The 23328-nt window shown below is 72.1% G+C and carries 17 protein-coding genes and 1 pseudogene; 13 read left to right on the top strand and 5 right to left on the bottom strand.

The window, feature by feature from the left end; all coding sequences use genetic code 11:
* The first annotated feature begins 75 nt into the window (after positions 1 to 75).
* Entirely contained in the window at positions 76 to 2709 is a 2634-nt protein-coding gene (locus LE181_RS22855) for a valine--tRNA ligase (RefSeq protein ID WP_225663368.1), read from the top strand.
* Here LE181_RS22855 and LE181_RS22850 read toward each other — a convergent pair.
* The 5 genes from LE181_RS22850 to LE181_RS22830 all read right to left on the bottom strand — a co-directional run bounded on the left by LE181_RS22850 (position 2682) and on the right by LE181_RS22830 (position 8912).
* Positions 2682 to 3869, bottom strand: a complete 1188-nt coding sequence (locus tag LE181_RS22850; protein WP_372458463.1) for a hypothetical protein — start codon at positions 3867 to 3869, stop codon at positions 2682 to 2684. The two genes, LE181_RS22855 and LE181_RS22850, sit on opposite strands and share 28 nt — an antisense overlap.
* 179 nt (positions 3870 to 4048) lie before the next feature.
* On the bottom strand, positions 4049 to 5416 hold the full coding sequence (locus tag LE181_RS22845; protein ID WP_225663367.1) for an XrtP-associated glycosyltransferase: 1368 nt from the start codon (positions 5414 to 5416) through the stop codon (positions 4049 to 4051).
* 142 nt (positions 5417 to 5558) lie between these two features.
* Positions 5559 to 6689 carry a non-hydrolyzing UDP-N-acetylglucosamine 2-epimerase gene (gene wecB / locus LE181_RS22840; RefSeq protein ID WP_225663366.1) on the bottom strand — a complete coding sequence of 377 codons (1131 nt, stop codon included), beginning with the start codon at positions 6687 to 6689 and terminating at the stop codon, positions 5559 to 5561.
* A 127-nt stretch (positions 6690 to 6816) separates the two neighbouring features.
* Positions 6817 to 7593, bottom strand: coding sequence for a response regulator transcription factor (locus LE181_RS22835; protein WP_225663365.1), 777 nt, complete (start codon positions 7591 to 7593; stop codon positions 6817 to 6819).
* Positions 7590 to 8912: a PAS domain-containing sensor histidine kinase gene (locus LE181_RS22830; RefSeq protein ID WP_225663364.1), complete on the bottom strand. Its 1323-nt coding sequence runs from the start codon at positions 8910 to 8912 to the stop codon at positions 7590 to 7592. The genes LE181_RS22835 and LE181_RS22830 overlap by 4 nt, the downstream gene beginning before the upstream one ends.
* 154 nt (positions 8913 to 9066) lie before the next feature.
* On the opposite strand from LE181_RS22830, the gene folC reads away from it, so the two are divergent.
* The 12 genes and pseudogenes from folC to LE181_RS22770 all read left to right on the top strand — a co-directional run.
* Positions 9067 to 10605 (top strand): bifunctional tetrahydrofolate synthase/dihydrofolate synthase, encoded by a 1539-nt coding sequence (gene folC, locus LE181_RS22825; protein ID WP_225663363.1) that lies wholly within the window; start codon positions 9067 to 9069, stop codon positions 10603 to 10605.
* Between the two features lies 1 nt (position 10606).
* Positions 10607 to 10957, top strand: coding sequence for a DUF4233 domain-containing protein (locus LE181_RS22820; protein ID WP_225663362.1), 351 nt, complete (start codon positions 10607 to 10609; stop codon positions 10955 to 10957).
* Positions 10958 to 11052: 95 nt separating this feature from the next.
* Complete coding sequence (gene ndk, locus LE181_RS22815) at positions 11053 to 11466, top strand: nucleoside-diphosphate kinase (RefSeq protein ID WP_225663361.1); 414 nt, start codon at positions 11053 to 11055, stop codon at positions 11464 to 11466.
* Between the two features lie 284 nt (positions 11467 to 11750).
* Positions 11751 to 12770, top strand: a complete 1020-nt coding sequence (locus LE181_RS22810; protein WP_004950903.1) for a rod shape-determining protein — start codon at positions 11751 to 11753, stop codon at positions 12768 to 12770.
* A gap of 144 nt (positions 12771 to 12914) precedes the next feature.
* Complete coding sequence (gene mreC, locus LE181_RS22805; protein WP_225663360.1) at positions 12915 to 13847, top strand: rod shape-determining protein MreC; 933 nt, start codon at positions 12915 to 12917, stop codon at positions 13845 to 13847.
* Positions 13848 to 13850: 3 nt separating this feature from the next.
* Complete coding sequence (gene mreD, locus LE181_RS22800; RefSeq protein WP_225663359.1) at positions 13851 to 14552, top strand: rod shape-determining protein MreD; 702 nt, start codon at positions 13851 to 13853, stop codon at positions 14550 to 14552.
* A gap of 61 nt (positions 14553 to 14613) precedes the next feature.
* On the top strand, positions 14614 to 16845 hold the full coding sequence (mrdA, locus tag LE181_RS22795; protein WP_225663358.1) for a penicillin-binding protein 2: 2232 nt from the start codon (positions 14614 to 14616) through the stop codon (positions 16843 to 16845).
* A complete protein-coding gene (gene rodA, locus LE181_RS22790) occupies positions 16842 to 18041 on the top strand; it encodes a rod shape-determining protein RodA (protein ID WP_225663357.1) in 1200 nt (399 codons plus the stop codon). Before mrdA ends, rodA begins: the two co-directional genes overlap by 4 nt.
* Before the next feature lie 51 nt (positions 18042 to 18092).
* Positions 18093 to 19628 (top strand): CYTH and CHAD domain-containing protein, encoded by a 1536-nt coding sequence (locus tag LE181_RS22785; protein WP_225663356.1) that lies wholly within the window; start codon positions 18093 to 18095, stop codon positions 19626 to 19628.
* Between the two features lie 71 nt (positions 19629 to 19699).
* On the top strand, positions 19700 to 21634 hold the full coding sequence (locus tag LE181_RS22780; RefSeq protein WP_225663355.1) for a TIGR03960 family B12-binding radical SAM protein: 1935 nt from the start codon (positions 19700 to 19702) through the stop codon (positions 21632 to 21634).
* 156 nt (positions 21635 to 21790) lie between these two features.
* Positions 21791 to 22567, top strand: a complete 777-nt coding sequence (locus LE181_RS22775) for a TIGR03936 family radical SAM-associated protein (protein ID WP_225663354.1) — start codon at positions 21791 to 21793, stop codon at positions 22565 to 22567.
* A gap of 223 nt (positions 22568 to 22790) precedes the next feature.
* Positions 22791 to 23328: pseudogene (locus tag LE181_RS22770) on the top strand (hypothetical protein); the annotation flags it as partial.

The raw sequence follows: 23328 nt of genomic DNA, 5'->3' as shown, positions 1-23328 counted from the left end.
CGCCGGGCGCATCGGGGTGCAACCGGGCGGAAACGGATTCGTGAGCTGTCAGCCCCGCCCCGTAGAATTCCGCCCGTGACCGAGAACACTCAGCGCCCCGACAGCGGGCCGAACGACAGCGCCCCCGAACTGCCGACCCAGTACGCGCCGGCCGAGGTAGAGGGGCCGCTGTACGAGCGCTGGGTAGAGCGGGGCTACTTCGAGGCCGACGCGAAGAGCGACAAAGAGCCGTACACCATCGTCATCCCCCCGCCGAACGTCACCGGCTCGCTCCACCTGGGCCACGCCTTCGAGCACACGCTGATCGACGCCCTCACCCGCCGCAAGCGCATGCAGGGCTTCGAGGTGCTGTGGCAGCCCGGCATGGACCACGCCGGCATCGCCACGCAGAACGTCGTCGAGCGCGAGCTGGCCAAGGAGGGCAAGTCCCGCCACGACCTCGGCCGTGAGGCGTTCGTCGAGCGCGTGTGGCAGTGGAAGGCCGAGTCCGGCGGTCAGATCTCCGGGCAGATGCGTCGTCTGGGTGACGGCGTCGCGTGGTCGCGTGAGCGCTTCACCATGGACGAGGGCCTGTCCAAGGCCGTCCAGACGATCTTCAAGAAGCTCTACGACGACGAGCTGATCTACCGCGCCGAGCGCATCATCAACTGGTGCCCGCGCTGCCTGACCGCCATCTCCGACATCGAGGTGGAGTACCAGGACGACGACGGCGAGCTCGTCTCCATCCGCTACGGCGAGGGTGACGCCTCCATCGTCGTCGCCACGACCCGTGCCGAGACGATGCTCGGCGACACCGCCGTGGCCGTCCACCCCGAGGACGAGCGCTACAAGCACCTCGTCGGCACCGAGATCGAGCTGCCGCTGACCGGCCGCCGCATCCCGGTCGTCGCCGACGAGCACGTCGACCCCGAGTTCGGCACGGGTGCCGTCAAGGTCACCCCGGCCCACGACCCCAACGACTTCGAGATCGGCCGCCGGCACGACCTGCCGTCGCTCACCGTTCTCGACGAGCACGGCGTCATCACCGTCCACGGCCCCTTCCTCGGCCTGGACCGCTTCGAGGCCCGTTCCACGATCGTCGGCGCCCTGCGCGCCGAGGGCCGGATCGTCGCCGAGAAGCGCCCGTACACCCACTCCGTCGGCCACTGCTCGCGCTGCAAGACGACGCTGGAGCCGCGTCAGTCCATGCAGTGGTGGGTGAAGACCGCCCCGCTGGCCAAGGCCGCCGCCGACGCCGTCCGCGACGGCCAGGTCAAGATCCATCCGCAGGAGATGGAGAAGCGGTACTTCGACTGGGTCGACAACCTGCACGACTGGTGCATCTCGCGTCAGCTGTGGTGGGGTCACCGCATCCCGGTCTGGTACGGCCCCGACGGCGAGATGGTCTGCGTCGGCCCGGATGAGCAGCCGCCGGCCGGCGAGGGCTGGCACCAGGAGACCGACGTCCTGGACACCTGGTTCTCCTCCGGCCTGTGGCCCTTCTCCACCCTCGGCTGGCCCGAGAAGACCGACAGCGTCGCGAAGTTCTACCCGAACTCCGTCCTCGTCACCGGCTACGACATCCTCTTCTTCTGGGTCGTCCGGATGATGATGTTCGGCCTGTACGCGATGGACGGCACCCCGCCGTTCCACACCATCGCCCTGCACGGCATGGTCCGCGACCAGTTCGGCAAGAAGATGTCGAAGTCCTTCGGCAACGCCGTCAACCCGCTGGACTGGATGGACAAGTACGGCTCCGACGCCGTCCGCTTCACCCTCGCCCGCGGCGCCAACCCCGGCGTGGACGTGCCGATCGGCGAGGACTGGGTCCAGGGCTCGCGCAACTTCGCCAACAAGATCTGGAACGCCACCCGCTTCGCGCTGATGAACGGCGCGACGGTCGACGGCGAGCTGCCGCCCGCCGAGCAGCTGTCCGCCACCGACCGGTGGATCCTCTCCCGCCTCAACTCGGTCGTCGCCGAGGTGGACGCGCTCTACGACGACTACCAGTTCGCGAAGCTCTCCGACACGCTCTTCCACTTCGCGTGGGACGAGGTCTTCGACTGGTACGTCGAGCTGTCCAAGTCCACCTTCGCCAAGGGCGGCCCCGAGGCCGAGGCGTCGCGCCGCGTCCTGGGCGAGGTCCTCGACGTCACGCTGCGCCTGCTGCACCCGGTCGTCCCGTTCGTCACCGAGACGCTGTGGACCGCCCTGACCGGCCGCGAGTCCGTGGTCATCGCCGACTGGCCGGCCGACAGCGGCTTCCGCGACGCCGCCGCCGAGCAGGAGATCGCGACGGTCCAGCAGGTCGTCACCGAGGTCCGCCGCTTCCGCTCCGACCAGGGCCTGCAGCCGGGCCAGCGGGTCCCGGCCCGCCTGGAGCTGGCCGGCACGGCGCTGGCACCGCACGAGGACGCGATGCGTCTGCTGCTGCGCCTCCAGCCGGCCGGTGACGGCTTCGCCGCCACCGCGTCGCTCCCGGTCGCCGGCGCGACCGTGGCGCTCGACCTCTCCGGCACGATCGACGTCGAGGCCGAGCGCAAGCGGCTGACCAAGGCGCTGGCCGCGGCCGAGAAGGACAAGACGCAGTCCACGGCCAAGCTGGGCAACGAGGCGTTCCTCGCCAAGGCCGCCGAGGCGGCCGTGGAGAAGATCCGCACGCGGCTCGCCACGGCCGAGGCCGACATCGAGCGGATCAGCGCTCAGCTGGCCGCCCTGCCCGAGAAGTAAGAGGCCCACGGTCTCGTCCGGCCCGGGTCCCACATGGGGCCCCACGGCCCCTCCACAGGCTCCTCTTCCACCCGGTCGAGGGGCCTGTGCTGGTTCCGGTCCCGGCGGTCGCGTACGGGCGCGAAGAGCACGTACGCGGTCGAGACGGCCACGAAGCCGAGCCGGATCAGGCCCTTGGCCGATTCGTCGGGGACGAGGAAGACGCTGCCGTACAGGACGATCAGCGCGATCCAGCTCCACCACGGCACCAGACGCCGCTGGCCGCACACGTCCCACAGCAGGGTGCCCAGCAGCACGGAGGCCGTGTAGTACGTGTAGACGCTGGGGTCGAGGACGATCCGGGCGTTGGCGCCCAGCAGCACGACCGCCGCCCACCGCCCCCGCCAGACCGCGATCGCGCCGAGCACGAGGCCGAGCGCGGCCTGTGCGGGCCGGGCCCAGTCGGGGGTCACGGGGGTGTTGCCGCCCAGCCAGCGCAGCGCGGAGGCCGGGTTGTTGGGGATGGTGAACTTCGCCGCGGCGAAGGAGTCCGGCGCGACGACGAAGAACGGCAGCCAGGCCACCGCCACCAGGCCCGCGCACCACAGGCCCGCGCGCAGCCACCGCTCCTTCGGCAGGGCCAGCAGCAGCGGCAGGAAGGCCAGCGCGGTGGGCTTGGAGTCCAGGGCGAGGGCCATGCAGATGCCGGTCGCCGCCGCGTTGCAGCGCGTCAGGTAGTACACGGCCAGGGCCGTGAAGAAGAGCGCGAGGACGTCGTCCAGATGCGCGAAGCGGACCGACACCTCGATCCACATGGGGATGAAGGCCAGGCCCGCCACGAGGACGCGCTGCCGCAGCCGCTGGTGGTTGGTGCCCGTGCCCAGGAAGTGCCGGGCGGCGCTACGGCCGGCGAGGACCAGGATCACCAGGCCGAGGAGCGACATGAACGCCTCGGCCAGCACCTGCCCGACCTCGGCGGGGAAGGGGTTGAACAGGCCCGCCACGAGGAAGCTGATGGGGCCCATCTGCAGCTCCGGGTGGTGGGCGTAGAGGTTGAGCCCGCCGTCGCCCGAGGAGCCGTAGATGAGCTCACCGCCGGTGCGCAGGTAGTGCCACGAGAAGCCGCCACTGGGCGCGACGATCGCGAACCAGAGCGCGGCCCACCCGGTGAGCAGCAGCAAATGCGTCCGATTGCTCAGTTGTGGTATTCGCACAACGCTCCGTTCCGCCACCCGGAACCGTTCCGGGCATAGATATCACCGGCGGTCAGATGGCGGAAGCGAACGGAAAGTTGCCCCGGCGGTCACTTCTGTGACCGAACTCATCGGGCGGACGTCCGGACAGGTGGCCGGGCCCGTGGTCAGACCTCGATGGCCACCGGGCCGGACTCGACGTGCTCGGCGTTGCGCCGCGTCTTCGCCCAGCCGTTGCGGCCGCGCAGCATCCGGACGAACCCCCGGGCCGAGGCGGGGAAGAGGTGGTACGCGTACAGCCACAGAGCCAGGCCCCACAGCAGGGCCGTCAGCATAGAGCGGTCGGACGCCCGGTCCCGGCGGTAGACCGGGCCCCACAGCACGAACGGCAGGACGGAGACGACGGCCAGCGCCAGCACGAGCGGCCACAGGGCCAGCATGCCGCCGAACGCCTCGTCCACGCCGTCCTGAGCGGCCGTCAGGCCGAGGAGGGCGAACATCACCGCGCACAGTGCGAGCGTGACCAGGTGGGCGACGGGCTGCAGGAAGGTGTAGAGCGTCTCCAGGACGCCCTTGCCGCCGTAGTGGCGGGAGGAGACGATGCGCGGTGCGTAGCGCACGCACTGCAGGTTGCCCTGGGCCCAGCGGGTGCGCTGGGTGAGGAAGCGGCGGCCGTGCGGCAGCCCCTCCTGGGAGACCCAGGTGTCGGCTATGTGGGCTATCCGGTCGCCGCTGAGGATCATGTGCAGGCCCAGCTCGTAGTCCTCCAGCAGCGCCCCTCGCTGCCAGGGCCGGCGCTCGGCGGCGGCGATGCGGTCCAGCGAGGCGAGCCGGGTGAACTGGCCGTTGCCGCCCAGGCCGACGGAGCCGGTGCGGCCGCGCAGCAGCTGCATGCCGGCGTTGGAGACGGAGAACTCCATGTCCTGCATGCGCACGAGGAGGCGGGCGACGGCGTTGCGGACGCGGCCGCGGTCCTCGCCGAGCGGGCGGGGGTCGTCGGTGTTGCGCATCCGGACGCTGACCTGGACGCCGCCGGTCTCCGGGTCGCCGAAGCCCTGCGGGCCGCTGACGCGGGCCAGGGCGTCCGGGGCGAGCTGGCCGTCGGCGTCGACGACGCACACCACGACGCGCTCGCGGTCGGTGTCCTTGGACAGGAACTGGTTCAGCTCGTCGTACGCGGCGTTGAGCGCGGCCCCCTTGCCCTGGCGGGCGTTGGGGCGCTGCCGGCTGACGAGGTGGACGCGCCGGTCCTCGTCGGCGAGGGCGGCGACGATGGCGCCGGTGCGGTCGTCGCTGTCGTCGTCGATGACCCACACGTGCGCGCCCGGGTGGTCGGCCCGCAGCCGCGTCACGGTCGTGCCGACGACGGCCTCCTCGTCACGGCAGGGGACGAAGAAGTGCCAGTCGAAGGCGTCGGGACGGCCGTTCTCGACGGCGGGGCGGCGGGTGTACGCGTGGCGGGCGCCGGCCCAGTAGAGGAGGAAGCAGAGGAGGAGGAAGAAGGGGAAGGCGAGGAGGAGGGGGCTGGAGAACATGCGGAAGCTCCGTGGGGGGGGTGGGGGGAGGAGCCCCGGTCCCGCCCTTTCACCGTTTGTTGTCCTCAAGCGCCGGACGGGCTGGAATGTGCAGCCGTCCGTCGTGTGAGGACCGGGGTCCGGGGGCGGTGTGGGGGGAGGATCAGGCGGCAGCAACCAGGCGCTGCGGCGCGCCGATGGCCGTCAGGAGCGCCACGATGCGGTCCGATGCCAGCCCGTCCCCGAAGGGGCTCGGCAGGGCGGCCAGGCGGGCCAGGCCGTCCGGGCCCTCCGCCAGGCGGCGGCGCGCGGCCGCGCCGATCTCCGTGCCCGGCTCCACCAGGTCCGCGAAGTCCGCCATGGCCTCCGGCCTCTCCGTGGAGCGTCGTACGACCACCAGCGGGCGGCCGAGGACCGTGCACTCCTCCTGGATGCCGCCCGAGTCGGAGACCAGCAGGGCCGCGTGGCGGGCCAGGGCCAGGAACTCGGAGTAGCCGAGCGGGGCGGTCACCGTCAGCGGGGCGAGCAGGTCCGTGAGGCCGGCGGCCTCGATCCGTGCCCGCGTGCGCGGGTGCAGCGGCAGTACGACCGGGCGGTCGGCCGTGGCGAGGGCGGCCAGCTCGGTGAGGATCGCCCGCAGGGCGTCCGCCGAGTCGGTGTTCTCGGGCCGGTGCACGGTGGCCAGGACGTAGCCGTCGGCGGCCAGCCCGTGGCCGGCCAGCAGTGCCGCGCGCTCACCGGCGGCGGGGAGCTGGTTGCGGACGGCCTCGACGACGGTGTTGCCGGTGACGGCGATCCGGGAGTCCTCGACGCCCTCGGCGAGCAGGTTGGCGCGGTTGTCCTCGGTGGCGGCGCACAGCACGTCGGCGATGCGGTCGATGAGGACGCGGTTGTGCTCCTCGGGCATGTTGCGGTCGTGGCTGCGCAGGCCGGCCTCGACGTGGAGCAGGGGGATGCCCCGGGCGTTGGCGGCGAGGGCGCCGGCGAGGGCGGCGTTGGTGTCGCCCTGGACGACGACCGCCAGCGGCGGCTCGGCGGTGAACAGCTCGTCGAGCTGGGCGAGGGCGGCGGAGATCTGCACGGCGCGCGGCTGCCCGCCCACACCGGTCAGGAAGGTCGGCTCGGGCAGGCCCAGCTCGGTCAGGAAGCGGCCGGAGAGCTCCTCGTCGTAGTGCTGCCCGGTGTGCACCAGGTGGGCGGCGGGGCCCAGGAGACGCACGAGGTCCGTGAGCTTGACCAGCTCGGGGCGGGTACCGAGAACGATGGCGACGCTACGCGGGGGCAGGGAGAGCACGAGGGGACTCCTGAGGCTGGTGGCGGGGACAGCTCACGAGCCTGGGGTGCGTCGGTTGCGCGTCAGGAGGGTCTTCGGTTGCCGGACGGTTGCGAAGGGGGAATCGGGGACCTTGGTCCCGGTGGGGTCAGGGACCTTGGTCCTCCCTGTGGCCGGGGCCGTCGCCTCCCGGCCCACCGCCGAAGACGCCGCCCTCGAAGCCGTCGTCCGCGGGGGTGCCCTCGGCCCGGTAGCGGTAGCCCAGGCCCCGTACGGCCTCCAGGGGGTCGGCCGCCTCGTCCCCGGCGGCCTGGCGCAGTTTGCGTCGCAGGCGCAGGACCGCGAACTTCACCCGCTCGCGGCCGGTGCCCTCGGGGTCGTCCCAGACGCGGTCGAGCAGCTGGTCGGTGGTGATGACCCGGCCGCGGTTGCGGACCAGCACCTGCAGGAGCCGGTACTCGATGTCGCTGAGCCGCGCCTCGTGGCCCTGCCAGACGGCCGAGCGCCGCTCGGGCACCAGGCGCAGCCCGTCCCCGCCGTAGGAGTCGCCCGCCCAGCGGGTCGGTGCGCTCCGGCGCAGCAGTGCCTCGACGCGGGCGAGCAGCTCGTCGTTGCCGAAGGGCTTGGACAGGTAGTCGTCGGCTCCGGCGCGCAGGCCGCGCACCCGGTCGGTCTCGGCACCGCGGGCGGTGAGGAGCAGCACGGGCAGGTCGCTCATGTCGCGGGTGCGTTCGAGGACCTCCCAGCCGTCGAGGCCGGGCAGGCCGATGTCGAGGAGCATCAGGCCGGGCCGTTCGGCGAACAGCAGCCGCAGGGCGTCGCGGCCGTTGTCGGCGTGCACGGTGTGGTAGCCGGCGCGGGTGAGCAGGACGCGCAGGGCGAGCGCGAGGTCGGGGTCGTCCTCGACGAGCAGAATCCGCGTCACGCCGCCCCCTCCCCGCCCGGCCCCGCGGCCCCCGGACTGCCCGGCGTACGGTCCGGCCCCGTGGCCTCCGGCCCCGCGGCGGTTCCCAGGCCGCCGGCCGTCTCCGCGGCTCCCTCAGCTCCGCCGGCCTCGGCCGCCCCGCCTCCGCTCCCGGCAGCGTCCCCGCCCTCGTCCCCCACGACCAGCCGTCCTCCCGACGGCACCGGTGGTGGCCCCGCGATCGGGAGGCGGATGCGGAAGACGGCACCCTCGCCCTCCCTGCCGCCCACCGTGATCGTGCCGCCGTGCTGTTCGACGACGGTCCGGGCGATGGCCAGGCCCAGGCCCGTGCCGGGGTAGCGGCCGGTGCGGGCGTTGGGGGCGCGGACGAAGCCGGTGAAGATCTCGTGGCGGGAGTGTTCGGGGACGCCGATGCCGGTGTCGGCGACCTCGATGTCCCAGTGGACGCCCCGGGGCGCGGCCGTCACGGTGATCCGCCCGCCGGGCGGGGTGAACTTCGCGGCGTTCTCCAGCAGGTTGCCCAGGACGTGCTGGAGCCGGTGGCGGTCGCCGCGCAGGGCGGGACCGGGCGCGCAGTCGAGGACGGTGAACAGCCCCGCCCGCCCGATGGCGTCGATCTGGTCCATGACGGCGTCCTCCAGCATCCGGGGCACGTCCACGGGGGCGAACTCCAGCTCCGGGCCGGCGGCCCGCATCCGGGTGGTGAGCAGCAGGTCGGAGATCACCCGCTGCATCCGTTCGGCGTTGCGCCGGATGGCGTCGAGGAAGGACGCCTGCTCCGTGGTGAGGCTGCCGAAGGCCGGGTCGGCCAGGAGCTCGCCGAAGCTGCTGATCGAGGTGAGGGGGGTGCGCAGCTCGTGGGAGGCGGCGGCGGTGAAGGCGTTGCGCTGGCGGGCCAGCTCGGTGAGGGTGCGGTTGTCGCGCTCCAGGTCGCGCTCGCGCCGCTTGGCGTCGCTGATGTCGGCGAAGACCCACAGGGAGCCCAGGTAGGCGCCGCCGTCGCGGAGCGGCTCGACCTGGCGGCGGATGACGCGGCCGTCGGTGAGCGGGATCTCGGCCACCCGGTGGACGTGGCGGCCGGAGAGGATCCCGCCGGGGGTGCCGGGGCCGGCGTGGCCGGCGGCGAAGAAGGCCCGTACGAGCGGGGCCACCGGCTCCATGGGGGCGCCGGGGGAGAGGTCGACCCGCCCCTCCAGGTCGAACATGCGGACGAACTCGCGGTTGACGGCCAGCACCTCGTCGGCCGGGCTCTGCAGGAGGGCGCCCGCGGGCAGCGCCTCCAGGACCGCCCGGAGCCGGTCCCGGTCCTCGGACCCCATGGCTCTCACCCGGCTCTCACCCGCCGAAACCTCGCGCAACGGACCTTCAATGGATCTTCCGGAAAAACCGTATGCCAAAGCGGCCGGGCCCGCTCTCCGTGTCGCCGGAGGTGCCCCCGCCCCGCCGGTGCCCCCGGTCCGTAGACTGGGCGGCGTGAGCGAGCGCCCCCTGAACGACGAGCACGGTGACAACGAATCCGGCGAACCCGGTGATAACGACCGGTTCGAGGAGATCGTCGAAGCCGAGACCGACCGCGACCCCGACCTGGCCGTGATCGAGGCCGGCAGCCGTACCCTGCGCGCCCAGGCCGGGCCCCCGCAGGGGGACGGCGTGCCCGCCCGCCCGGAGGACCCCGAGGTGGACCGGGCGCTGCGCGAGGTGGAGGCGGAGCTCGCGGGCCGCTGGGGCGAGACCAAGCTCGACCCGTCGCTGGTCCGCATGGAAGCCCTGATGGACATCCTGGGCCAGCCGCAGCGCGCCTACCCCGCCATCCACATCACCGGCACCAACGGCAAGACCAGCACCGCCCGCATGATCGAGGCCCTGCTGGCCGCCTTCGACCTGCGCACCGGCCGCTACACCAGCCCGCACGTGCAGTCCGTGACCGAGCGGATCAGCCTGGACGGCGCCCCGATCTCCGCCGAGCGCTTCATCGAGACGTACCAGGACATCAAGCCCTACGTCGAGATGGTCGACGAGCGCGAGCACCACCGGCTGTCCTTCTTCGAGGTCCTCACCGGCATGGCCTTCGCCGCCTTCGCGGACGCCCCCGTGGACGTGGCCGTCGTCGAGGTCGGCATGGGCGGCACGTGGGACGCGACGAACGTCGTCGACGGCACGGTCGCCGTGGTCACCCCCATCGCGCTCGACCACACCGACCGGCTCGGCTCCACGCCCGGCGACATCGCCGGCGAGAAGGCCGGGATCATCAAGTCCGACGCCACCGTCGTGCTGGCCCAGCAGCCGGTGGACGCGGCGCAGGTGCTGCTCAAGCACTCGGTCGGGGTGGACGCCACGGTCGCCCGCGAGGGCATGGAGTTCGGCGTCGTCTCCCGCGAGGTCGCCGTCGGCGGCCAGCTGCTGACGCTGCGCGGTCTCGGTGGTGAGTACGAGGAGGTCTTCCTCCCGCTGTACGGCGCCCACCAGGCGCACAACGCCGCCGTCGCGCTGGCCGCGGTCGAGGCGTTCTTCGGCATCGGCTCCCAGCACGCCCGCCCGCTCGATGTCGACGTCGTCCGCCGCGCCTTCGCCTCGGTCACCTCGCCGGGCCGCCTGGAGGTCGTGCGCCGCAGCCCCACCGTGGTGCTCGACGCCGCCCACAACCCGGCCGGCGCCCGCGTCACCGCCGACGGCATCACCGAGGCGTTCGGCTTCAGCCGCCTCATCGGCGTCGTGGGCACCAGCGCCGACAAGGACGTGCGCGGCCTGCTGGAGGCGTTCGAGCCGATCTTCGCCGAGATCGTCGTCACCCGGAACTCCACCCCGCGCGCCATGGACGTCGACGAGCTCGCCGCCCTGGCCGTCGAGGTCTTCGGCAGCGAGCGGGTGCAGGTCGAGCCGCGTCTGGACGACGCCATCGAGGCCGCGATCACGCTCGCGGAGGAGGAGAGCGAGTACGCCGGTGCGGGCGTCCTCGTGACCGGTTCGGTGATCACGGTCGGCGAGGCCCGGCTGCTGCTGGGGAGGGGCTGACGTGCGGACGCTGTGCGCAAGCACTCTGATCGGTGAATTCTTCGTCATCGGCTTCGCGGGTCTGGTCGCCATGCAGACCTCCGACCTGTCCACGGGCACGGTCTGGGCCGTCAGCGGCAGCGCCATGGTGCTGAGCGTGCTGCTGTGCGGCATGCTCACCCGGCCCGGCGGCGTCCAGCTGGGCTGGCTGCTGCAGCTCGGCCTGATCGCCAGCGGCCTGGTCGTGCCGATGATGTTCATCCTGGGCGTGGTCTTCGCCGGCCTGTGGTGGGCCTCGGTCCACTTCGGCCGCAAGGTCGACGAGGCCAAGGCCCGCTTCGCCGCGGCGGCCGCCGCGGCCGACGCCCCGTAGCCCAGTAGCCCGGTGGTCCGGTTGCCGGTGGGCGGGGGCGTCCCTGTACCCTTCGCCCCACCGCAATCGTTCGCCTGCCTGCAAGGAGCCGCAGTATGAGCCAGCGCACCCTCGTCCTTCTCAAGCCGGACGCGGTCCGCCGTCAGCTGACCGGCGAGATCATCGCCCGCATCGAGCGGAAGGCCGGCTGGACGATCAGCGCGCTGGAGCTGCGCACCCTGGACCGCGCGACGCTGGAGCAGCACTACGCCGAGCACGTCGGCCGCGACTTCTACGAGCCGCTCATGGGCTTCATGGCCTCGGGCCCGGTCGTTGCCATGGTCGTCGAGGGCGAGCGCGTCATCGAGGGCGTCCGCGCGCTGGCCGGCCCGACCGACCCGATCGCGGCCGCTCCCGGCTCCATCCGCGGGGACTTCGGGACCATCACGCGCGAGAACCTCATCCACGCCTCGGACTCCCCGGAGTCCGCAGAGCGGGAAATCAAGATTTTCTTTCCCGGCCTCGCCTGATACCTCATCAGGCGAACGCCCATTCTGATCAAGGGCGACCGATTTCTTTTCGGTCGCCCTTGGCATATGCGTGCCGAACGAGGGAACCTCTCACTCCGACACGACGTCACCATTACTGGGGCCAGCTCGTGTTCCGCCCACAATGGCGGAGGAACCCTCGCGCCGCGTTCGAGTGGGCGAGACTACGATGAAGCCTCGGCGCCCCGCAGCGCACCACACCTGCCGACCTCAAGTAAGCGATCGCTCAACCTGGGAAGGCCAGACGTATCCTCATGGGGAACAACATGTCGTTCATCGGCCGTGACATGGCAGTCGACCTCGGGACCGCCAACACGCTGGTTTACGTCAGAGGCCGCGGGATCGTCCTCAACGAGCCGTCAGTCGTCGCGATCAATACCAACACCGGTGGGATCCTCGCGGTCGGTGCCGAGGCCAAGAAGATGATCGGCCGAACCCCCGGGAACATCGTCGCGGTCCGTCCGCTCAAGGACGGCGTGATCGCCGACTTCGAGATCACGGAGCGCATGCTCCGTTACTTCATCCTCAAAATCCACAAGCGCCGCTGGATGGCCCGTCCGCGCGTCGTGGTCTGCGTGCCCTCCGGCATCACCGGCGTCGAGCGCCGTGCCGTCATCGAGGCGTCCACCCAGGCCGGCGCCCGCCAGGTGCACATCATCGAGGAGCCCATGGCCGCCGCCATCGGCTCGGGCCTGCCCGTCCACGAGGCCACCGGCAACATGGTCGTCGACATCGGCGGCGGCACCACCGAGGTCGCCGTGATCTCCCTCGGCGGCATCGTCACCGCCCAGTCCATCCGGGTCGCCGGCGACGAGCTGGACAACGCGATCATCCAGCACATCAAGAAGGAGTACAGCCTCCTGCTGGGCGAGCGCACCGCCGAGCAGATCAAGATCACCATCGGTTCGGCGTACGACCTGGAGCAGGACGAGCACACCGAGATCCGCGGCCGGGACCTCGTCAGCGGCCTGCCCAAGACCGTCGTCATCTCCGCCGCCGAGGTCCGCAAGGCCATCGAGGAGCCCGTCAACTCCATCGTCGACGCCGTCAAGACGACCCTGGACAAGTGCCCGCCCGAGCTGTCGGGTGACGTCATGGACCGCGGCATCGTTCTCACCGGAGGCGGCGCCCTGCTGCGCGGCCTCGACGAGCGGCTGCGCCGCGAGACGGGCATGCCCATCCACATCGCCGAGGATCCGCTGGACTCCGTCGCCCTCGGCTCCGGCAAGTGCGTCGAGGAGTTCGAGGCCCTCCAGCAGGTCCTCGACGCCCAGCCGCGCCGGTGACGGCACGGCGCCGCCCACCCCGTGGCGCCCCGGCCACCCGGCGCGCCGAAGCCGCCGAAACAACCTGATATACAGGCAGAACGCTCCCGATGACCGTCCGGACCCGCAACCCGGCGGTCCGACGAGAAGGGCACGCCGCCGCACGTGAGGGACACACGAGAGAGCCGGCTGCTGCTGGTGCTGTTGATCGCGATCGCGTTCGCGTTGATCACGGTCGACATCCGCGGTGGTGAGCAGTCCCCGCTCGACGGCGTGCGGCACGCCGCCGCCTCGGCCTTCGGTCCGGTGGAGGAGGGCGTGGCCTCGGCCGTCGACCCCGTCGGCGACGCCATCGCCGCCGTCCGCGACTCCGGCGACCGCAGCGACCGCATCAGCCGCCTGGAGCGCGAGAACACCGTGCTCAAGCAGAAGCTGGGCAGCAGCGACCGCAACCGCGGCCGGCTCCGCGAGCTCGACGCGATGCTCAAGACCGCCGGCCGCGGTCAGTACGGCATCAAGGGCGCCCAGGTCATCGCCATAGGAGCCGCGCAGGGCTTCTCCTGGACCGTCACCATCGACATCGGCAGCAACGACGGCATCAAGCGCGACATGACCGTGCTCAACGGCGACGGCCTCGTCGGCCGCGTCACCACCGTCGGCCCCAGCACCTCCACCGTCCTGCTCGCCAGCGACCCCAAGTTCACCGTCGGCACCCGCATGGAGAAGACCGGCGAGATCGGCTTCGCCGGCGGCCAGGGCGACCGCTCGCTGCGCGTGGAACTGCTCAACGGCAAGGCCACCGTCCACGAGGGCGACCGCCTCGTCACCTTCGGCTCCAGCAAGGACAAGCCCTTCGTCCCTGGCGTCCCCGTCGGCGAGGTCACCCGCGTCGAGCCCTCCGGCGGCGGCCTGACCCGCACCCTGCAGGTCCGCCCCTTCGTCGGCTTCAGCAAGCTCGACCTGGTCGGCGTCGTCGTCGACGCGCCCCGCGAGGACCCCCGCGACAGCGTCCTGCCGCCCAAGCCCGAGGCCCCCAAGCCGGCCCCCACCGTGACCGTGACCGTCACCCCCTCCCCGAGCGCCAAGCCCCAGGACTGACCGATGCGCCTCAACCGGATCCTGCTCTCGACCGCGTTCGTGGTGGTGGCCCTCGTCGTACAGGTGAGCGTCTTCGCCCGGCTCCACCTCCCCGGCGCCGTCCCCGACCTCCTCCTGCTCGTCGTCGTCGGCCTCGCCCTCGTCCACGGGCACACCGCCGGCGCCCTCATCGGCTTCGGCGCCGGCCTGCTCGCCGACATCGCGCCGCCGGCCGACCACGCCACCGGCCGCTACGCGCTCGTGCTGTGCCTGATCGGCTACCTCGTCGGCCTCGCCCGGCCCGACAACGGCCAACTCCGCTCGGCGACCGTGCCCATGGTCGCCGTCGTCGGCGCGGCCATCGCCTCCACCCTGCTCTACGCGGGCGTCGGCGCCCTCGTCGGCGACACCGCCGCACGGCACGTGGGCCTCAGCGGCCTCGTCTTCACCGCCGCCCTCTACGACCTGCTGCTCGCCCCCTTCACCGTGCCGCTGATCATGGCCGCGGCCCGGCGCACCACCGGCGACCCGCTCACCGGGGACGGCACCCCCACCGCCGGCGGCGAGGGCGCCTACCGGCGGACGACCGGCGGCAGCTTCCGGACGGGCCGGATGAAGCGCAAGGGCCGGCTCGGCGGACGCAAGGGCCGCATCGGCGTCCAGAGCACCAGCCTGCTCGCCCGGCCCGGCAGGAAGCAGCGCATCAAGGGGGTCAAGCGGCTTTGAGGACGGCACTCTTCCGAGGGGCGGCCGCCGCCCCCGCACCCGGCCGCGCAGGGAGCACCGCGTGAGCAACCTCCCCGAGACCGGGCGCACCTCGCGCATCACGATCCGGCTGGTCGTCATCCAGATCCTGGTCTTCTCGCTGCTGCTCACCCTGGGCGGCCGCCTGTGGTACCTGCAGATCCGCAACGGCGACCAGTACACCGCCGAGGCCGCCGACAACCACATCCAGCAGGTCGTCGCCCCCGCCACCCGCGGCTCGATCCTCGACGCCCGCGGGGTGCCGCTCGCGGACAACGAGACCCGGCTCGTCGTCTCCGCCAGCCGCACGGACCTGATGAAGATAAAGGACAGGGGCAAGGCCGTCCTGACCCGTCTCGCCGGCGTCCTGGGCCTCAAGCCGGAGGACGTCGCCGCCAAGGTCCGGCTGTGCGACGCCAAGACCCCCAAGCCCTGCTGGGCCGGTTCGCCGTACCAGCCCATCCCCATCACCGACGAGGCCACCACCCAGCAGGCCCTGCAGATCCGCGAGCGGCAGGAGGACTTCCCCGGCATCACCGCCGAACCCACCGCCGTGCGCCGCTACCCCGGGCCGGGCGGCTCGAACACCGCCCAGGTCCTCGGCTACCTCTCGCCCGTCAGCGACGAGGAGATCGCCAAGGCCAAGAACGGCCGCTCCCCCCTGCTGCGCTCCGACCAGGTCGGCCGCTCCGGCCTGGAACGGCAGTACGACACCGAGCTGCGCGGCAAGGCGGGCGTGACCCGCTACGAGGTCGACAACCTCGGCCGCGTCATCGGCAAGGCCAAGAGCGACAAGGCCGAGCCCGGCGCCAACGTCGTCACCAGCATCGACGCCCGCGTGCAGGCCATAGCGGAACGGGAACTGGACCAGGCGATGAAGGACGCCCGCAAGGAGATCGACCGCAACACCGGCGTCCCCTACAAGGCCGACGCCGGCGCCGTCGTGGTGATGGAGTCCAGGACCGGCCGGGTGGTCGCCATGGCCTCCAACCCCACCTACGACCCCAACGCCTGGGTCGGCGGCATCTCCGGCAAGGACTACAAGGAGCTCACGGGCAAGGACTCCAACTACCCGCTGCTCAACCGCGCCATCCAGGGCCAGGCCGCCCCCGGCTCCATCTTCAAGGTCATCACCACCACGGCCGCCGTCAACGCCGGGTACGCCTTCGACGACGGCTACAACTGTTCGAGCTCGTACAGCATCGGCGGCCAGGTCTTCAAGAACTTCGAGTCCCAGAGCCACGGCTCCATCAACCTCGGCCGGGCACTGGAGGTCTCCTGCGACACCGTCTTCTACGACCTGGCCTACCGGCAGTGGCAGAAGGACGGCGGCAACAAGCCCAAGAACCCCGCCGACTGGTTCTACAAGACCGCCCACCAGTTCGGCCTCGCCAAGGAGACCGGCATCGACCTCCCCAACGAGGTCCGCGGCCGCGTCCCCGACCGCGAGTGGAAGAAGAAGTACTGGGAGGCCAACAAGGACACCTGGTGCAAGCAGGGGGACAAGGACGACAGCTACGCCGGCAAGATCGCCAAGGAGAACTGCGAGTCCGGCATGCGCATGCGCGCCGGTGACTCCGTCAACTACTCCATCGGCCAGGGCGACACCCTCGTCACCCCCATCCAGATGGCCACCATCTACGCCGCCATCAGCAACGGCGGCACCCTCTGGAACCCCACCGTCGGCAAGGCCGTCATCAGCGGCGACGGCAAGGAGATCCGCGAGATCAAGCCGGCCTCCCACGGCAGGCTGCCCTTCACCGGCAAGACGCGCGACCAGATCGACGCGGCCCTCGCCGGCGTCGCCACCCGCGGCACCGCCGCCTGGCGGTTCAAGGAATGGCCGCAGAACGAGATCCCCATGCACGCCAAGACCGGCACCGCCGAGGTCTACGGCAAGCAGACCACGTCCTGGTTCGCCACCTACACCGCCGACTACACGATCGTCATGACGATCTCCCAGGGCGGCACCGGCTCCGGCGCCTCCGGCCCCGCCGTGCGCAAGATCTACAACGGCCTCTACGGCGTCGACGACAAGGGCAAGATCGACGAGAAGAGGGCCCTCCTGCCGCACCCCCAGACCGGGCTGCCGAAGATCGAGAAGGACGGCACCATCGAGGCCCAGCCCATCGCCTCGCCCCCGCCCCCCAGCCCCTCGGGCTCCGCGTCCGACAGCCCCTCGGCGTCCCCCTCGGACGGCTCCTCGGCTCCGCCCTCGGAGGGACCGCCCTCACCGGAGCAGTCCCCGTCCCGGAAGGAGGACGAGACCCGGTGAGCGCCGCCAGCGGCTACCGCGTCCGCCGATTCACCCCCGAGCGCGGCACCTGGTCCCGGCTCACCGCCCGTGACTCCGTGCTGCGCCGCCTCGACTGGGTCATGCTGCTCGCGGCCCTGGCCCTGTCCGGCATCGGCACCCTGCTCGTCTACTCCGCCACCCGCAACCGCACCGAGCTCAACCAGGGCGACCCGTACTACTTCCTGCTCCGCAACATCCTCAACACCGGCATCGGCCTCGCCCTCGCGCTCGGCGCGGTCTGGGTGGGCCACCGGGCCCTGCGCGGCGCCGTGCCGATCCTCTACGGCATCTCCGTGCTCTTCATCCTCGCCGTGCTCACCCCGCTCGGCGCCACCATCAACGGCGCCCGCTCCTGGATCCAGCTCGGCGGCGGCTTCTCCATCCAGCCGTCCGAGTTCACGAAGATCACCATCATCCTGGGCATGGCCATGCTGCTGGCCGGCAAGGTCGACGCCGGCGACCGGCGCCAGCCCGATCACCGCACCGTCGTGGAGGCCCTCGGCCTCGCCGCCCTGCCCATCGCGATCATCCTGCTGATGCCCGACCTCGGCTCGGTCATGGTCCTGGTGATCATCGTGCTCGCCGTGCTGCTGGCCTCCGGCGCCTCCAACCGCTGGATCGTCGGCCTCATCGGCACGGGCGTCCTCGGCTGCGTCCTCGTCTGGCAGCTCGGCGTCCTCGACGAGTACCAGATCAACCGCTTCGCCGCCTTCGCCAACCCCGCCCTCGACCCCGCCGGCGTCGGCTACAACACCAACCAGGCCCGCATCGCCATCGGTTCCGGCGGCCTCACGGGCTCCGGCCTCTTCCACGGCTCCCAGACCACCGGCCAGTTCGTCCCCGAACAGCAGACCGACTTCATCTTCACCGTGGCCGGCGAGGAACTCGGCTTCGTCGGCGCCGGGGCCATCATCTTCCTGCTCGGCGTCGTCCTCTGGCGCGCCTGCCGCATCGCCCGCGAGACCACCGAGCTCTACGGAACGATCGTGGCGGCCGGCATCATCTCCTGGTTCGCGTTCCAGAGCTTCGAGAACATCGGCATGACGCTCGGCATCATGCCCGTCACCGGGCTCCCGCTGCCGTTCGTCTCCTACGGAGGCTCGTCGATGTTCGCGGCGTGGATGGCGGTGGGCCTCCTCCAGTCGATCAAGGCACAGCGCCCGATGTCCGCCTAGGACGCGAAATCGCCCTGGTCGGCCCGGCGGCCGCGCACTAGATTCGGGCTCATGGCGGACACCGTGCGGGAGATCGAGCGGAAGTACGAAGCCGGCGGGGATACCGGTGGCGCGGCCGGGCTCCCCGACCTCAGCGGGGCCCCGCCCGTCGCCCGCGTCGCCGACCGCGGCACGGTCGAGCTGGACGCCGTCTACTACGACACCGCCGACCACCGCCTCGCCGCCGCCGGCATCACCCTCCGCCGCCGCACCGGCGGCAGCGACGCCGGCTGGCACGTCAAGCTGCCCGTCGCCCCGGGCGTGCGGGACGAGTTCCGCGCCCCGCTGAGCGCCGGCGTCCCCCGCGCGCTGGCGTCCCTCGTCCGCTCCCGGACCCGCCGCGCCCCGCTGGTGCCGCTGATCCGCCTCGTCTCCCGCCGGGACGTGCGGCACCTGTTCGACGAGCAGGGCACGCTGCTGGCCGAGGCCAGCACCGACGAGGTCACGGCCACCCGGCTCACCGGCGGCGAGGGGAGCACCGCCTGGACCGAGGTCGAGGTCGAACTCGCCCAGGGCGGCGACCCCGCCCTCCTCGACGCCCTCGAACCGCACCTGCGCGCGGCCGGGCTGCGTCCGTCGAAGGCCCCGAGCAAGCTGGCGCGCGCCCTCGCCGAGACGGGCACGCACCTTCCGGAACGCAGCACCGAGGCGCCCTCGTCCAAGGACGACGCCGGCGCGCACGTCCTGGCCTACGTGCGCGAACAGATCGAGGCCATCGCCGACCTCGACCCCGGCGCCCGCCGCGGCACCGAGGACGCCGTCCACCAGATGCGCGTCGCCACCCGGCGGCTGCGCAGCGCCTTCCGCACCTTCGGCAAGGTCCTCGACCGCCGCGTCACCGACCCGCTCGGCGAGGAACTGAAATGGCTCGCCGGCGAGCTCGGCGTCGACCGCGACCGCGAGGTCCTCGCCGAGCGCCTGCGCGACCGCCTCGACGAACTGCCCCGCACCCTGGTCCGTGGCCCCGTCCGCGCCCGCCTGCGCATCTGGTCCGGCCGCCGCCGCATCGAGACGCGCCGCCGGCTGACCGCGGTCCTCGACGGCGAGCGCTACCTCGCCCTCCTCGACGGCCTCGACGCCCTCCTCGCCGACCCGCCCCTGCGCCCCGCCGCCGCGCGGCCGCCGGCCCCCGTCCTCGCCAAGGCCGTCCTCGGCGACTACGCCCGTCTGGCCGCCCGCGTCGAGCACGCCCTCGCCACCGACCCCGGGCCCCGGCGGGACACCGCCCTGCACGACGCCCGCAAGGCCGCCAAGCGCGTCCGCTACGCGGCGGAGGCGGCGGCGCCGGCCCTGGGCAAGCCGGCGAAGAAGTTCGCCCGCGAGATGAAGGCCGTCCAGAGCCTGCTCGGCGACCACCAGGACAGCATCATGACCCGCACCGCCCTCAGCGCGATCGCCGCCCAGGCGGCGCTGGCGGGGGAGTCCGCCTTCACCTTCGGCCTGCTCTACGGCCGGGAGGAACGGCAGGCGGAACGGGACGAGCGGGAGCTGCCGCAGGTGTGGGCGCGGGCGTCGCAGGAGCGCTGGCGGGAGGCGCTGGCAAGCTGAGTCGTCGGGGTCCCCCGGCGGGCACGTTACTCTTGAGGGTCACCCCTGCCCGCTCACGAGAGACATTCCGAATGCCTGTCGAGTCGGTCGAGTCGGTCTTTCCGCGTCTCGAAGCCCTCCTTCCGCATGTACAGAAGCCCATCCAGTACGTCGGCGGAGAGCTGAACTCCACCGTCAAGCCCTGGGATGAGTGCGACGTCCGCTGGGCCCTCATGTACCCGGACGCCTACGAGGTCGGTCTGCCCAACCAGGGCGTCATGATCCTCTACGAGGTCCTCAACGAGCGCGAGGGCGTCCTCGCCGAGCGCACCTACAGCGTGTGGCCGGACCTCGAAGAGCTCATGCGCGAGCACAAGGTGCCGCAGTTCACCGTGGACAGCCACCGGCCGGTCGGCGCGTTCGACGTCTTCGGCCTGAGCTTCTCCACCGAGCTGGGCTACACCAACATGCTCACCGCCCTGGACCTCGCCGGCATCCCGATGGAGTCCAAGGACCGCGGCATCGACGACCCCGTCGTCCTGGCCGGCGGCCACGCCGCGTTCAACCCCGAGCCCATCGCGGACTTCATCGACTGCGCGGTGATCGGCGACGGCGAGCAGGCGGTCCTGGAGATCACCGAGATCATCCGGGCCTGGAAGGCCGAGGGCCGCCCCGGCGGCCGTGACGAGCTGCTGCTGCGCCTGGCGAAGACCGGCGGCGTGTACGTCCCGCGCTTCTACGACGTCGAGTACCTGCCCGACGGCCGCATCGCCCGCGTCGTCCCCAACCGCTCCGGCGTGCCGTGGCGCGTGTCCAAGCACACCGTCATGGACCTCGACGAGTGGCCCTACCCGAAGCAGCCGCTGGTCCCGCTCGCGGAGACCGTGCACGAGCGGATGTCGGTGGAGATCTTCCGCGGCTGCACCCGCGGCTGCCGTTTCTGCCAGGCCGGCATGATCACGCGCCCCGTGCGGGAGCGAAGCATCACCGGCATCGGCGAGATGGTGGACAAGGGCCTCAAGGCCACCGGCTTCGAGGAGGTCGGCCTGCTGTCGCTGTCCTCCGCCGACCACACCGAGATCGGTGACATCGCCAAGGGCCTGGCCGACCGGTACGAAGAGGACAAGATCGGCCTCTCCCTGCCGTCGACCCGCGTGGACGCGTTCAACGTGGACCTGGCGAACGAGCTGACCCGCAACGGCCGCCGTTCCGGTCTGACCTTCGCCCCCGAGGGCGGCTCCGAGCGCATGCGCAAGGTCATCAACAAGATGGTCTCGGAAGAGGACCTCATCCGGACCGTCGCCACGGCCTACGGCAACGGCTGGCGCCAGGTGAAGCTGTACTTCATGTGCGGCCTGCCCACCGAGACCGACGAGGACGTGCTGCAGATCGGCGACATGGCGGTCAACGTGATCGCCAAGGGCCGCGAGGTGTCGAAGTCCAACGACATCCGCTGCACCGTCTCCATCGGCGGCTTCGTGCCCAAGCCGCACACCCCCTTCCAGTGGGCGCCGCAGCTCTCCGCCGAGGAGACCGACGCCCGCCTGGAGAAGCTGCGCGACAAGATCCGCGGCGACAAGAAGTACGGCCGGTCCATCGGCTTCCGCTACCACGACGGCAAGCCCGGCATCATCGAGGGCCTGCTCTCGCGCGGTGACCGCCGCGTGGGCGCCGTCATCCGTGCGGTCTACGAGGACGGCGGCCGCTTCGACGGCTGGCGCGAGCACTTCAGCTACGACCGCTGGATGAAGTGCGCCGAGCAGACGCTGCCGGAGCAGGGCGTGGACGTCCCCTGGTACACGACGCGCGAGCGCACGTACGAGGAGGTCCTGCCCTGGGACCACCTGGACTCCGGTCTGGACAAGGACTGGCTCTGGGAGGACTGGCAGGACGCCCTCGACGAGACCGAGGTCGAGGACTGCCGCTGGACGCCGTGCTTCGACTGTGGCGTGTGCCCGCAGATGGACACCTCCATCCAGATCGGCCCGACGGGCAAGAAGCTGCTGCCCTTGTCGGTCGTCAAGTAGGACACGTGTGAAGTAGTACGCACGTGCGAACGAGGGCCCTGCCGGATCGGCAGGGCCCTCGTTGCACGTACTCTAGGTAGCAGAACGACCGCACTCACGAGGGACTGAGACAAACTGGGCAAGCGACAGCCCGAAGGCCCGCCGCCCGCACCCGCGGTGCAGCGCATTCGCCTGCGCTACACCAAGCGCGGCCGCCTCCGGTTCACCAGCCACCGCGATTTCCAGCGCGCCTTCGAGCGGGCGCTGCGGCGCGCCGAGGTGCCCATGGCGTACTCGGCGGGCTTCACCCCGCACCCCAAGGTCTCCTACGCCAATGCCGCCCCCACCGGCACGGGCAGTGAGGCCGAGTACCTGGAGATCCAGCTCGCCGAGGCCCGCGACCCCGCCGTGCTGCGGGCGCTGCTCGACGAGTCGCTGCCGGACGGGCTCGACATCACCGACGCCGTCGAGGCGCACACCTCGTCCTTCGCCGACCGGCTGCAGGCATCCGTGTGGGAGCTGCGGCTGGAGGGCGTCGAGCTCGCGGACGCCGAGAAGGCCGTCGCGGCCTTCATGGCGGCCGAGCAGGTCGAGGTCCAGCGCCGCACGAAGAACGGCATGCGCACCTTCGACGCCCGCGGAGCGGTGACCCGACTGGAGGCGCTCCCGGCTCCGGCCGATAGGCCCGGCGACGGTGCCTGTGCGATACTGCGGCTGGTTGTTCGGCATTTGACACCTGCCGTGCGACCCGACGACGTCCTGTCCGGTCTCCGCGCTACGGCCGACCTGGCGCCGCCGGTCCCCGCTGCGGTGACCAGGCTGGCGCAGGGGCTGCTCGATGAGGAGTCCGGCACGGTGACCGACCCGCTCGCGCCCGACCGCGACGCCGCCCCGGCCCCTCCAACGGCCGCCGGGCCGAGTGCCGCGCAGCAGGTGCCGGAAGGTTCCGCGTAAGGACGGCCGTCGAAGCGCCGCCGGTCCACCAGGGAGCCACCCGGTGCGGCAGGCGCACTGACCAGGAGACTTTCGCCGGTGCCGATGAGCTTCGGAGCCGGCGAGCGAGACGACAGCTCCCGTGCGGCGACCGCGCCCCGGACGGCGGTACCGCGCTCATCACGCGGACCGGCGGGTCGGATCACGACGCGGCGCCCGGGAGCGTGACGGGAGAACCGCCCGCATGCTCGAATCCATTGAGCCCACCGAGGCCGGGTCTGCGCAGAGCGCAGCCGGCAACAACACCGACGCTTCGCCCAGCGACACGCTGCCCCCGCGGCGTCGTCGCCGGGCCGCGTCCCGTCCGGCGGGTCCGCCCGCCGGGGAAGCGGCCGTGACGGCCGCCGAGGCGTCCTCCGAGGGCGCCGCCGAGGCTCCGGCCGCGCCGGAGACCCCGGCCCGTCCGCGCCGCCGGACCACCCGCAAGACGGCGGCCGCGCCGGTCGCCGCCGAGACCACCGAAGCGGTGGCCGAGCCCGCCGCCGAGACGGCCGAGGCCGAGAAGCCCGCCCGTACCCGCCGCCGCGCCACGCGCAAGGCCGCCGCCCCCGAGCCCGAGGCCGCCCCGGCCGCCGTCGAGGCCGTCGCCGAGGAGCCGGTTGCCGAGGAGGCGCCCGCGGCCCGTCCGCGTCGTCGTGCCACCCGTAAGGCGTCCGCCCCCGCCGGTGCTCCGCAGGCTGCCGAGGCCCCGGAGGCCGCTGCGGCCGTCGTGGAGCCGGTTG

Origin of the sequence: Streptomyces sichuanensis, from assembly GCF_020328095.1 — a bacterium.
GTDB classification, from domain to species: Bacteria; Actinomycetota; Actinomycetes; order Streptomycetales; family Streptomycetaceae; genus Streptomyces; species Streptomyces cinnamoneus.
Note: the sequence above shows the minus strand (reverse complement) of the source record. Positions and strands in the feature narration are given on the sequence as shown.